The sequence below is a fragment of the Nostoc sp. 'Peltigera membranacea cyanobiont' 232 genome (assembly GCF_002245985.1).
Lineage (GTDB): Bacteria > Cyanobacteriota > Cyanobacteriia > Cyanobacteriales > Nostocaceae > Nostoc.
In genome coordinates, this window is the sequence record NZ_NOLK01000037.1 from 1 (window position 1) to 12,598 (window position 12,598).

10 protein-coding genes are annotated in these 12,598 nt (G+C 41.0%); 6 read left to right on the top strand and 4 right to left on the bottom strand.

The annotated features are described in order from the left end of the window. Positions 1–78: 78 nt before the first annotated feature. The 4 genes from CDG79_RS14745 to CDG79_RS14760 form a co-directional block, all read right to left on the bottom strand. Complete coding sequence (locus CDG79_RS14745; RefSeq protein ID WP_094342789.1) at positions 79–765, bottom strand: phosphate ABC transporter permease; 687 nt, start codon at positions 763–765, stop codon at positions 79–81. Positions 766–798: 33 nt separating this feature from the next. Further along, entirely contained in the window at positions 799–1,635 is an 837-nt protein-coding gene (gene dapB, locus CDG79_RS14750; RefSeq protein WP_094342790.1) for a 4-hydroxy-tetrahydrodipicolinate reductase, read from the bottom strand. Between the two features lie 548 nt (positions 1,636–2,183). Next, positions 2,184–3,968: a diguanylate cyclase domain-containing protein gene (locus CDG79_RS14755; protein ID WP_094342791.1), complete on the bottom strand. Its 1,785-nt coding sequence runs from the start codon at positions 3,966–3,968 to the stop codon at positions 2,184–2,186. 9 nt (positions 3,969–3,977) lie between these two features. Next, the gene (locus tag CDG79_RS14760) at positions 3,978–4,958 is read right to left on the bottom strand and encodes an ABC transporter substrate-binding protein (RefSeq protein ID WP_189524997.1); all 981 of its coding nucleotides are present in this window, start codon (positions 4,956–4,958) and stop codon (positions 3,978–3,980) included. Between the two features lie 390 nt (positions 4,959–5,348). Between CDG79_RS14760 and psbP the strand changes: the two genes are divergently transcribed. The 6 genes from psbP to CDG79_RS14790 all read left to right on the top strand — a co-directional run bounded on the left by psbP (position 5,349) and on the right by CDG79_RS14790 (position 12,284). After that, the gene (psbP, locus tag CDG79_RS14765; RefSeq protein WP_094342792.1) at positions 5,349–5,894 is read left to right on the top strand and encodes a photosystem II reaction center PsbP; all 546 of its coding nucleotides are present in this window, start codon (positions 5,349–5,351) and stop codon (positions 5,892–5,894) included. Positions 5,895–6,343: 449 nt separating this feature from the next. Then, positions 6,344–6,937, top strand: coding sequence for a Maf family protein (locus CDG79_RS14770; protein ID WP_094342793.1), 594 nt, complete (start codon positions 6,344–6,346; stop codon positions 6,935–6,937). 161 nt (positions 6,938–7,098) lie between these two features. Beyond that, positions 7,099–7,836: a phycocyanobilin:ferredoxin oxidoreductase gene (locus tag CDG79_RS14775; RefSeq protein WP_094342794.1), complete on the top strand. Its 738-nt coding sequence runs from the start codon at positions 7,099–7,101 to the stop codon at positions 7,834–7,836. Positions 7,837–8,674: 838 nt separating this feature from the next. Further along, positions 8,675–10,099, top strand: coding sequence for an HlyD family efflux transporter periplasmic adaptor subunit (locus CDG79_RS14780; RefSeq protein WP_094342795.1), 1,425 nt, complete (start codon positions 8,675–8,677; stop codon positions 10,097–10,099). 193 nt (positions 10,100–10,292) lie between these two features. After that, entirely contained in the window at positions 10,293–11,447 is a 1,155-nt protein-coding gene (gene devC / locus CDG79_RS14785) for an ABC transporter permease DevC (RefSeq protein ID WP_094342796.1), read from the top strand. 126 nt (positions 11,448–11,573) lie between these two features. Continuing rightward, positions 11,574–12,284 (top strand): DevA family ABC transporter ATP-binding protein, encoded by a 711-nt coding sequence (locus CDG79_RS14790; RefSeq protein ID WP_189524998.1) that lies wholly within the window; start codon positions 11,574–11,576, stop codon positions 12,282–12,284. Positions 12,285–12,598: the final 314 nt, after the last annotated feature.

Below are 12,598 nucleotides of genomic sequence, written 5' to 3' on the forward strand. Positions count from 1 at the left end.
CCCCTGCTCCCCTGCTCCCCTGCTCCCCTGCTCCCCTGCACAAGCACAGGCTTTGAGCATTGGTGAGAAATCCGGGCTTTACTCCTCTACTCTCCGCCGCCGGCGACGCGGCTTTTGTTGTTGGTCTTCACGCAAGCGGCGACCGACTTCATTAAAGAAATCCCGCCGCAGATAAGGATAATCGCTAATCCACAAATCACGACTGGGAATGTATATATCGCTGAATTGTTCAATGCTGCTCAAATCTGCGCGATTTGACAGCACTACCATTTCGGCAATTTGACCGCGAGTAATAACTTTGTGGGCAGGACGTAATGGTGCTACAAATTCAATGCTAAACCCTGTTTCATCACCCACCTCTAAGTTAATCTGTTTTTCTCGGTTTTCCACAATCACCAATTCGCCTTTGTTGTTGACTGTTTCGGTTTTACCCATCAATTGGTCTGTAATCCACCAATCTAGAACTCGACCACGGAAAAAGCCGCCATACTTATAACGGCGGCATTGCAAATTCCGCATACTTGCTTGAAACACTGGATACCACAACCAAAAAAAAGCGCTAACTATGCCCAGCACAAATACTATTGAAGCAAAAGGAAGCCTAAAAACGACTGTTAAAAGCAAGATGGCAACTACGGCAACTACCGAAATTAACAGCCGTTGCAAAAAATTTGAGAATTTCCCCCAGTAGTACTTGTACTGCAAACCAGTGGCAATCAGGGGGATAACTTGTTCAAACTTCTGGCGAGTCAGTGGTACTAACATGAGTGCTGAGTGATGAATGCTGAATAGTGATGTTTAAAGTATCTTTTCTAATCCATATACTAACGACTTTAGCGCTAAGACTTTACGAATCGCTAGTAGCACTCCTGGCATATAGCAAGCGCGATCGCTCGTATCATGTCGTAAAGTATAAATCTGTCCGGCTGCGCCAAAAATAACTTCCTGATGGGCAATCAATCCTGGCAAGCGCACGCTATGGATTCTAATCCCTTCATCTGCTACACTTCCCCTCGCTCCTGCTAATTTCTCCGTTTCTTCTACAAGAGCAGGGTTAAAAGTTTTACCCAATTCTCCTAGTAACTGCGCCGTTTGAATGGCAGTACCACTGGGAGCATCAGCTTTTTGGTTGTGATGCAGTTCGATAATTTCTACGTGGTCAAAATATTTTGAGGCTGCGATCGCAGCTTGTTGCAACAGTACCATGCCAATGGAGAAGTTCGGAATAATTAGACAACCTGTGCTAGCTTTGTCGGCAAAGTCTGCCAAATCTTGAATTTGTTCTGGACTTAACCCAGTAGTGCCGACAACTGGACGAATACCGTAAGCGATCGCACTACGAATATTGTCATAAACTGAATCTGGGTGAGTAAAGTCTACAATCACCCCTGGAGGAGAGTGTCTGTCACCAGCCACATACCCTAACATTGGTTCTAATTGATTGGTAATTGGCACTTCTAGGGGTTCGCTTAAACCCGCCAACTCTCCAGCGTCTTTATCTTGATGTTCCAAACTGTGGTCAATTGCACCCACTAGGTTTAAGTCAGGCGCTTGTGCCACCGCCTTAATCACCTCACGGCCCATTTTACCAGCAGCACCGTTGACAATAACCGGGATAGGAGCTTGATTCGTCATAGGTCGAGAAATACTTTTTGAGCTAACAAAGGAATTGTAAAGACTTTAGCGATCTAGTAGCTAGCTTCTCAAATCTCTGGGTTAATTCCGACTACCTTGATTTATGCAGCTAATCACTCAGTTTTTCTACCTCTAAAGCAGAGCAGTTCTCATTTTCATCCCACTATCTTAGCCAGTAACCCATTTTATTTTCCCTATTTTACTTACTACATCTCCAAAAATAATCCCACACCGTCCCTGATAAGTAGTTCTTATGAATGTTATCAGTCTTTTTTTGTCAAGTCTACTTGACTACTTGTAATATAGTTGTTATATTTATTTACATAACTTAGCAAAGCCCAAGCTTAACTATCTAACTGGTGTTAGCTAAGAAAAACAGATTTCGGTATCGCTATATCTCATCGACATTTGGACTTCTCCCATCTACCTCGGCTATTAAGTCGGGGTTTTTTGTGTCCTCGATAGTAATTAATGTGATGTGCAACTATGCCGTCATAAGACCATTGAACTGTAATGGTTCCAAATCAAACAGACGATTTTTGATACATCTAATCAGTACAATAGCGATCGCGCCCTTTTTCTTTGGCATTGTATAGTGCTTTATCGGCTGAAGCGATGAGCGTATCTGGCTTGATGTTGCAATTGGGGATGATAGAAGTAATACCTAAACTAAGTGTGACAATATCCTTAATATCAGACTGTGCATGGGGAATGGCTCGCTCGTGAATTGCTTGTTGAATACTTTCTGCTACTTTGATCGCTCCTAGTAAGTCAGTATTGGGGAGGAGGACTGAAAATTCTTCTCCGCCGTAACGCGCTACTAAATCAGCAGGACGATGAACTATCTGTTGCATTGTTTGCGCGATCGTAATTAGACAATCATCGCCTCCAAGATGACCATAGTAGTCGTTGTAAAGTTTGAATTTATCAACATCACATAAAATCAGTGATAGGGGTTGTTGTTCTCGTGCAAGGCATTTCCATTCTGCTTGTAGTCGTCCATTGAAGCAGCGACGGTTAGCCACCTGAGTCAAACCATCTAGATTTACCAGTTGTTCTAGTTTGTGATTTGCATCTTCTACTTTTTCTTTCGCAATTACTAACTCTGCTGTTCTCTCTTGTACCCGTTGTTCCAAAGTTTCCAAAGATGTTTGTAACTGAAGTGCCATGTTGTTAAACGATTTCGCCAGTTGGCCTATTTCGTCTTGTGAGCTAATTTTGGCGCGGATATCTAAGTTACCTGCGGTAAACTGGAAAACTATATTGGTAAGATAAATTATTGGCTTTGTTAGCAGTTGCCCAATAGCAAAAGCGATGATTGTCACTACTGAAGCGATAAATGCAAATAGAAACATTGCGTCACGAATTTGCTTTTCTACAGGTGATAAAGCAATAGCAAGAGGCTGTGCAAACAACACAGACCAAGGTTGATATTTTAAACGAGCGATCGCAATCAGATTAACCTGATTACCTGTTGCTGATAAATGTGCAATTAAATATGGCTGTTGATTATCCAATGCTTGCTTAAGTTTTGGCTCATTAGTTGCCAATTCCTTGATAGGAGAATTAGGCAAACGCCCTTCCCTTTGTAATTGAGTTACCAGATGTAAAGGCAGAGGTATAATGGATTTAAAAAGCAGTTTTGGCGCAATACTATGAGCTAGATAAATATTATTTTCATCTAAAAGAATAGCAAAAGATTTTTTTCCAGCCCGTTCAGTTTCTCGATTTACTAACTGTTGAACAACAGTAGCATTGTATGATACACGCAATACACCTAATATATCTCCTTTGGCATTGCGAACCGGACTGCTAAAACAGAGAGTAACAAGGTCACTAATTCTCGGCAATCGCTTCATGCTAGAAACAAAAGATAACTCAGTTTGCAGTGGTTTCTTAAAATAATCTTGAACTGATTCATCTTTGCTAATGTCAAGTGTACGTGTATCCAATACATTTTTCCCCTTTAAGTCGAGCAAAGCATAAGAGATAATATTCAGCATATCTTTGCGACTGAGACGGATTAATGTTTCCATCGCCAATTGCATTTCGGGGCTGTCATATCGCTGTTTTGGAGTGAGGCTGAGGTAGCGTGCCAAACCTGGTAAAAGCGCCTCTACACGCACGGCATTGAGATTTGCATCAATAAAAGCATCTATTCTGTTACTGGTTTCGTTAGCCGCCGCAGATAGGGCTTGTTGAGCGTTCTCAGTTAGTGCTTTTTCAGTTGTCTGTTTGTTGATAAATGCCAATAACAGCAACGGAATCAAAGCAACAATGAGAAATGAAGCGATCAACTTTGTCCGGATGCCGCCCAAAAGAGAGTGCTGCATGGCATTAAATTAGGAAGTAGGGTTCAAGAAGGAAGAATTAAACAAACTTTTTAGCTCAGGAATGCGCGTCACGTTTCCAGCACGAATAAAAAAATCTGCATATATCTTGGCAGTTTTGTAAATGGAATTAGGGTTACTAGATTGAAATAATTTTTGATTTTCACCTAAATTAGTTAAGTTTACTCCATCTAAAGAAAGTGTACTGGTAGGAATTTTTAACGCTTTGCTGACGATCGCATTTCCTTCTTGAACATTTGCCTTCCAGTAGGCCGAGGCTTGCAGCCATCCTCGCACAAATGCACGAATGTCTTCGGAGCGATGGCGGACTGTATCACCGCGAAAAATAATCATATCTACAATCAAGCCAGGGGTTTGTTTGCTGGTAAATATGATATGTCCTCCTAATTTAATAACTTTAGAAAGATGAGGTTCCCAAGTGTGTCCGGCTTGAATAACATTATTTTTCAGTCCTTGAGGAATTTCTAAAGCTTCTAATTTAACCAACTTCACATCATCGCTCGTTAAGTTGGCACTTTTAAACATCTCAGTCACGAAAACTTCGCTAAAACCGCCTAGATTTGCGCCTAATTTTTTCCCTTTCAAGTCAGCGACGGTTTTAATTTGTGATTGGGCGACTACCACATCTGCTCCTGTTGATTCATCTATAACTAGCACGCCTTGTATATCTGGATTTGTGGCACTCAAGATGATAAAACTTCCTAAAGATAATGAAATACCGTCATACTTACCTGCACTGAAGTTTGCTTGTTCCAATTTGGTGTATAGTTTATAAATTATTTCCACATCTACACCTTGGGCTTTGAAAAATCCTTTTTCTTGAGCAATGATACCTGGATACTCCCCAACAAAAGATCCAAATTCTACTTTCAAGGGAGGACGTTTGAATTCGGTTGGTGCCCAAGCGTGACAAGCAAATAGCAAACAGGTGGTAATGAGAAAAATACTAATGTGTCTAAGTAGTTTAAACATAGAAAATTTTGCCAAGAATATAACCGTAAAATTGAGTTTCGTATTTGGGGACAATCAGTGGTTATCTCTCTTTTCTCGCCCAAATAAGATGATAGTAAAGTCAATAAAAAATCTATTTTCTCAAAAATAGACCTCTTGCAAAAGTCGCTAAATCCTATCGTGTATACAGAAGCAACTCTGAGTGAGTTTCTAGCCAAGAAAGATGGATTGAAGAAGAGGCAAGGGAGATAATTTCACACCGCGTCATCAGTAAGTTCATACACCAGGGAGAATTTGTCAACATCTAGTCAACATCTAATGGCTCATCCGAAGCGTCCCGCTTGGTGGGAGAATAATAACGAGAAATGATCCAAGCCTGGTGTTGTCTCCAGCCCAAAGGAATCTGTATAAATGTGGAAACGAATTGTATTAATTTTGCTATTGGTGTTGAGTTTTAGCCTAAGTAATTCTGATGTAGCGGCGGCGGCTGGACTCAAAAGCTTTATAGACTCTAGTGATGGCTATCAGTTTTTATATCCTAACGGCTGGCTGCAAGTTAAAGTTGCTAACGGGCCAGATGTGGTTTTCCACGATTTGATTGAGGTGTCTGAAAATGTTTCTGTTGTGATTAGCCCAGTTCCAGAAGGTAAAACTTTGTCAGAATTGGGAACGCCAACAGAAGTAGGATATAAGTTGGGAAAAGCTGCCCTTGCGCCTCCTGACTCTGGTCGTTCGGCTGAATTAGTCAATGCCGCAGAGCGAGAAGTAGACGGTAAAACATATTACCTTTTAGAGTATGAGGTTAAACTCCCCAATAAACAGGAACGGCACAATATCGCTAGCGTCGCTGTTAGTCGTGGTAAAGTTTTTACCCTCAACGCCTCAATTCCTGAAAAACGCTGGCCAAGAGTTAAAGGAATGATTGATGAGGTTATAAATTCTTTTTCTGTTTATTAATGGGGAATTGGGAATTGGGAATTGGGAATGGGATAGAAAAGAAATTTACAGCACTTCCTGCTGCTATGAGGTACAGATACTTGGGATGCTATTAGTAGTCTGTCAAGCTAGTAATGAAAAGTTTGTAGTAAGTAGGCAGACACAAATAAATATAACTATGTAACGAAAAGTAAAAGCGGTGAAAAGCTTGTGATTGCTTCACTCCACTTCGTTGCGTTCGCAATGACATAGTTATAAATTTTCTCACCCACCTACTTAAGCACAAAGCGTGCTTAGAAAATAAGGACTGAAGTCCTTACTACGAACTTTCTTACCTGACTATTAGCACAGATCAACGATAATTCGAGCAATCAGTGTACCTCATAACTTCGGTAAGTGCTGTAATCACCAATGCTCGATATCTCATACCCTATGTCTTATGACTAATTAACAAGTTTTTCGGAAATCTCATGAAAATTCCACCTTTTGTACTTGCTTCAGCTTCCCCAGCCCGTCGCCGCTTGCTGCAAACTGTTGGTATTGAACCGATAGTTCGAGCTAGTGACTTTGATGAGTCGCAAATCCAATTAAGTGAACCAGCAGAATTAGTCAAAACTCTTGCCCAATATAAGGCGGAAACTGTAGCCCCACAGTTTGAATCGGCTTTGATTATGGGTTGTGATTCAGTTTTGTCGATGAATGGTGAAATTTACGGCAAACCAGCAGACACTTCTGAAGCGATCGCTCGTTGGCAGATAATGCAAGGTAGCTTTGGTGACTTGTACACAGGTCACGCCTTAATTGACCCTGACCAAAACCGCACAATAGTCAAGTCGCAAGTTACAAGAGTTTACTTTGCTCAAATGAGCGATCGCGCAATTCTTGCTTATGTTGCCACAGGTGAACCCCTCAAATGTGCTGGAGCCTTTGCAATTGAAGGTTTTGGTAGTTTCTTTGTCGAAAAAATTGAAGGCTGTCACACCAATGTAATCGGACTCAGTTTACCCCTGCTCCGGCAGATGCTTGCGGAACTGGGATACGATGCCACAGATTTCTGGCAATAGTCATTTGTCATTTGTCATTTGTCATTTGTCATTTGTCATTTGTCATTTGCCCAATCCCCAATCCCCAATCCCCAATACCCACTTTGCTTAATATTGCAACCTAGAACGGTGAGACGCAACAAGTTGTAGACTGAGCATTAGATCGCATTCCCAACTAGCTTATGTCATTTACTTCTATGCCCTCGCTGCGTGAGCAACAACATCCCCTAATTCGTCAGCTAGCTGATTGTATTGAGGCAGCTTGGCATCAGCACCTGGATCTATCGCCCTACCATTTGCCTGATGAATTGGGGTATGTAGAAGGTAGACTTGAAGGCGAAAAACTGACGATTGAAAATCGCTGCTATCAAACGCCCCAGTTTCGGAAAATGCACTTGGAACTGGCGAAAATCGGAAATATGCTGGATATTTTGCACTGCGTCATGTTTCCGCGTCCAGAATACAACCTACCGATGTTTGGTTGCGATTTAGTTGGGGGTAGAGGTCAAATTAGTGCAGCGATCGCAGACCTTTCTCCTATCCAAGTAGAGCGCACCTTACCAGAATCTTATACTACAGCACTGACACAGCTAAAAGTGCTTAACTTTTCCCAACCCCGTGAATTGCCTGAATGGGGAAATATTTTTTCAGATTTTTGTATCTTTGTGCGTCCCAGTTCCCCAGAAGAAGAAGCAATGTTTCTGTCGCGGGTGCGAGACTTTTTAGACATTCATTGCACCCAAGCGATCGCTTCACATCCTGTTTCAGTTGAACAAGTTACACAAAATCTCGCCGGACAACACAACTACTGTACCAAACAGCAGCAAAACGATAAAACCCGTCGCGTACTAGAAAAAGCCTTTGGCCCAGCTTGGGCAGAAAATTATATGACCACAGTTTTATTCGATCTCCCAACTTAATCATCTTCCCATCTCACCTATCTGTAGGTTCTGTTACGTTTTCGCATAACAGATAAATGTAGAATTCATTCAACGAGAGTTTAATGGAGTCCCAAAACAGCAACAGGGAAAATAGTCAGGTCTTTGAAGCAAATATCACAAAATGGTTTGTTGTCTTGGTAGGTGCAAGCAACTAGCTCTGCTAATTCATTGACCAGAAAGTTAAGGAAACTCTGATGTTAGGAATGCTCAAGTTGACAGACATTTTTTAGTTAGTTAATCATTCATTCACTTAAGGAAGACTAGTTTTTGTAGCAAGATTGTATCCAAAAAAGGCAACAGTCTATTTTTGATGTTTCTTTTCAATTTTGTGACTAACTGTAGTCGTAGTGAATGTAGCAGTACAGTACCGCATCATACCAATTTGGAATTTTGTGTAGAAATGTGATATATACCCTCTCTACATTTAGATTCATCCTGCTTGTGAATTCTGCTAATTCCCATTGCACTCATGTCTCAATAATACTCAGAGTTATTGAATAGCCAGCTACTATATATAGCGCTTCTTGGTTTCAATACATACCTAACCCTCCAGCCCTTTCCCTGCTAGCGTTGGGGAGTAAGCCTTAAAGCCTCTCTCCTAAAAGCAGAGAGGTAAGTGTGTTGCATACAAAAGAAGATATCGCTATAGAAAACACCATTTTGTAAAGCCATAGTGTTGAGCGTTCCATTAGGCAATGGATTTTAAGCCATACCCAGCTTTAAACCACTGTTGTTTGTCCTAAAGCAGCTGGCTGTTGATTAAAAACCCTTTTATTTTACTTCCATCAGCACAATTCAGGTAAACGGGCAACATACTATGTCAAGGGTGACTGAAAAGCCAAAGCCAACTGAGCAGGCACTTAATCAAGAACAACCTAAGATTTGGTGGGGTATCGCTGTAGCTGTGCCAGTAGTAATCGCTGCTGGGATACTAGGTACAGCGAAAATTGAGCAGCTGAAAAAACTCACTACACCCGCACCCGTAATGCCATCTACCAATAGCATTAGTGCTGTAGGGCGTTTGGAACCGCGAGGCGAAGTTGTTAAATTATCCGCCCCATCATCGGGATTAGCGCCATCATCACGAATTCAGCAACTTCTGGTGAGAGAGGGTGAACAGGTAAAGCAAGGCCAAATTGTGGCAATTTTGGATAACCGCGATACCCAAATAGCCGGACTAGAAGAGGCAAAAGCCAAAGTGCAAGAATCCCGTGCGAATTTAGCGCAAGTCAGGGCTGGATCTCCAAGAGATATTCAAGCTCAAAGAGCAGTTGTTGCTCGCTTACAAGCGCAGTTTATTGGCGAAAGGGATGGTCAACAAGCAACGATCGCCCGGATTGCAGCCCAGTTAAGTGGAGATAAACTTGTCCAACAAGCAACAGTAAATCGCCTGGAAGCTGAACTCAGTGGGCAAAGAGAAACTCTCAGAGCAACGCTTACACGGATTAAAGCTCAACAGCGCAATGCCCAAGTTGATGCTGGGCGCTATGATTTTTTATACAAAGAAGGTGCGATTTCTCAGCAAGAGCGGGATACTAGACGTTTGAGTGCAGTAACTGCTAATCAGCAGGTGGCTGAAAGCCAAGCTACCCTCAAGCAGACATTAGCAACTGTACGACAGCAACTTGCTGAGGCTAGAGCTAACCAAATACAAAATTTAGCAACTTTGCAACAGCAGCTAATTGAAGCTAAAGTTAACCGTGACAAAACTTTAGCAACTTTGCAAAGACAAATCGATGAAGAAAAGGCCAAACTGAGCAGAATAATGGATGTGAGTCCTACCGATGTGCAAGTAGCACAAGCTCAAGTTAGTAATGCGATCGCAAATGTCAGAAAAGCCGAAGCAGAACTGAAGTTAAGCTACGTTCAAGCACCAATCGCTGGAGAGATTTTAAAGGTTTACACCAAGTCAGGCGAAGCCATAGGTGCAAATGGTATTGCTGAAATTGGACAAACCAGCCAAATGTATGTGATTGCTGAAGTCCCTGAAGACAGTATTGGTAAAGTGCGTATTGGTCAAAACGCCACTATCAGCAGCGATAATGGAGCATTTAGCGGCGAATTAAAGGGAACTGTCACTGAAATTGGCAGAAAAATTGGTAAAAAAGACGTGCTGAATACAGATCCAGCAGCAGATGTGGATGCCAGAGTAGTAGAAGTGAAAATTGCTCTGCCTTCAGAAGATAGCCAGAAAGTTTCTGGTTTAACTTACGCTAAAGTTGTTGTCGAAATTAATAATTAACCAAGTTATAGATGAACAGTATTACCAATTTGTGATTTGATATTTTGGATTGGTAATCTTCTTAATTAGGCTGTTTCATCCATTTTCAACATTCTATAAATTTGATAGAAGCGTCAATTCTTGCGGCTCTTTCTAAATCTCTGCTACAAAACCAAATTACGAATTATTCTAACTGTGCTTGGATGCATATAAAATGAATCAAAAAATACCTCTGTCGTGGCTACAACTAACAAGAGAAAAAACTCGACTAGCTGTAGCTTTGGCAGGAATTGCCTTTGCTGATATCTTGATGTTTATGCAACTCGGCTTCCGAGATGCTTTGTATTATAGTAACGTTCGATTTCATAACAGCTTGCAGGGCGATATTGTTTTAATTAACAGTCAATCTAGTGCTGTTCTGGCAATGAGGAGCTTTTCTCAAAGACGGTTATATAAAGCTTTAGATTTACGCGCAGTCCAATCAGTACATCCTATATATTTGGACTTTACAATCTGGAAGAATCCTATAACAGGTCGTCCTCGTAGTATCCTGATATTTGGAATGAACCCAGAAACTAATATAGTTAACTTACCTGGCGTTCAGGAAAATTTAGATAAACTTAAACTGCCTGATGTAGTTCTATTTGACCGTTCTTCTAGGGTAGAATATGGGCCCATTGCTGCTAATTATGACCAAGGAAAGACCGTAACAGCAGAAGTACGAAGGCGGCAAATTAAAGTAGGGGGACTATTTACATTAGGTGCATCATTTGGCGCAGATGGAAATTTAATTACAAGTGATGTTAACTTTCTGCGAATATTCAGTAATCGTCAACCAGGATTAATTGATATTGGACTGATTAGATTAAAACCAGGAGCAGATGCTGAAGTTGTTGCCCAAGAGTTACGAAAATATTTACCTAAAGAGGTAAATGTTTTAACGAAACAAGAGTTTATTGAATTTGAGCGGAATTATTGGGCAAATAGTACAGCTATTGGCTTTATTTTTACATTAGGGACTGTCATGGGTTTCATTGTAGGAACTGTGATTGTTTATCAAATTCTTTATACAGAAGTTGCAGATCATTTAGCTGAGTACGCTACTCTTAAGGCAATAGGTTATACACAAAATTATTTGTTAATGGTTATTCTTCAAGAAGCTTTGCTATTAGCAGTTTTAGGATATTTCCCTGGAATTGTTTTTTCATTATTTATGTATAGTAGCGCGAGAGATGCAACCCTACTACCAGTTTTTATGAGTTTTGATCGTGCCGTAATGGTGTTGATTTTGACTATGCTAATGTGTATTATTTCCGGCGCGATCGCAGTCCGCAAATTACGTTCCGCCGATCCAGCAGATATCTTTTAATTAATTTAATATTAATTAAAATTTGCTATTAATAAACACAACTTATGATTGATGGTTAAGAAAACCTAATTTCTGATTCAACTTCCAGTTCAATTTTGGAAATCCTAACTTATAACTTACAAAAATATGATGGAAAAAGAACCTGTAATTGCCATTAAAAATCTCAATCACTACTATGGTAAAGGCTCACTGAGAAAACAGATATTATTTGACATCAACCTAGAAATTTTTTCAGGCGAAATTGTAATTATGACCGGGCCATCCGGTTCAGGTAAAACCACATTACTGAGCTTAATTGGTGGTTTGCGGTCTGTACAAGAGGGAAGTTTGAAATTTTTAGGTGAAGAACTCGTTGGTGTCAGCCAAAACAAACTGGTGCAAATGCGACGCAACATTGGTTATATTTTCCAAGCTCACAATTTGCTAGGGTTCTTGACTGCAAAGCAAAATGTGCAAATGGCAGTCGAGTTGAACAATAATATTTCTCAAACAGAAGCAGTGGCTAAATCAAAAGCCATGCTGGGGTCAGTTGGTCTAGAAGAACGAGTTGATTACTACCCAGACAATCTTTCTGGTGGACAAAAACAAAGAATTGCGATCGCACGCGCCTTAGTGAATCGCCCTCCACTAGTACTAGCAGACGAACCAACAGCCGCATTAGACAAACAATCAGGACGCGATGTTGTAGAAATAATGCAGAGTCTGGCCAAAAATCAGGGAACCACTATCTTGTTAGTCACACACGATAACCGCATTTTAGATATAGCGGATCGCATCGTAGAAATGGAAGATGGTCTTTTAACTCGTAATTCTTCTAATACAATAATTCAGTCATAATTCTCCAATCAGAAATTTCAACTCATAACTAGCCCTTTCAAGATGGGTAAAATTCTTGGACAATAATTCCTCTTTTCTCTGTGTTGCGCCAGGTGTTACAACGGAGGGAATCCCCCTCCGGGTGACGCTCGTTCGCCCTTGGCGTGCCGTAGGCAAGACTCGCTAACGCCAGTCGCCTACAGCGCTTGGTTCAATAAAATACTTTTAAACCGCAGAGGCACAGAGAACGCAGAGATTTTAAGAGTCGCATCTGCCCTTTTTGCGTTACAAAATATTAAGCAAGGGAAATACACATCCCTCAAGTCCAGTAGCAA

Excerpts from the sequence above, each read along its gene's own strand:
- CDG79_RS14745 (WP_094342789.1), bottom strand. The coding sequence starts at position 765 with ATGTTAGTACCACTGACTCGCCAGAAGTTTGAACAAGTTATCCCCCTG.
- dapB (WP_094342790.1), bottom strand. The coding sequence starts at position 1,635 with ATGACGAATCAAGCTCCTATCCCGGTTATTGTCAACGGTGCTGCTGGT.
- CDG79_RS14755 (WP_094342791.1), bottom strand. The coding sequence starts at position 3,968 with ATGCAGCACTCTCTTTTGGGCGGCATCCGGACAAAGTTGATCGCTTCA.
- CDG79_RS14760 (WP_189524997.1), bottom strand. The coding sequence starts at position 4,958 with ATGTTTAAACTACTTAGACACATTAGTATTTTTCTCATTACCACCTGT.
- psbP (WP_094342792.1), top strand. The coding sequence starts at position 5,349 with ATGTGGAAACGAATTGTATTAATTTTGCTATTGGTGTTGAGTTTTAGC.
- CDG79_RS14770 (WP_094342793.1), top strand. The coding sequence starts at position 6,344 with ATGAAAATTCCACCTTTTGTACTTGCTTCAGCTTCCCCAGCCCGTCGC.
- CDG79_RS14775 (WP_094342794.1), top strand. The coding sequence starts at position 7,099 with ATGTCATTTACTTCTATGCCCTCGCTGCGTGAGCAACAACATCCCCTA.
- CDG79_RS14780 (WP_094342795.1), top strand. The coding sequence starts at position 8,675 with ATGTCAAGGGTGACTGAAAAGCCAAAGCCAACTGAGCAGGCACTTAAT.
- devC (WP_094342796.1), top strand. The coding sequence starts at position 10,293 with ATGAATCAAAAAATACCTCTGTCGTGGCTACAACTAACAAGAGAAAAA.
- CDG79_RS14790 (WP_189524998.1), top strand. The coding sequence starts at position 11,574 with ATGATGGAAAAAGAACCTGTAATTGCCATTAAAAATCTCAATCACTAC.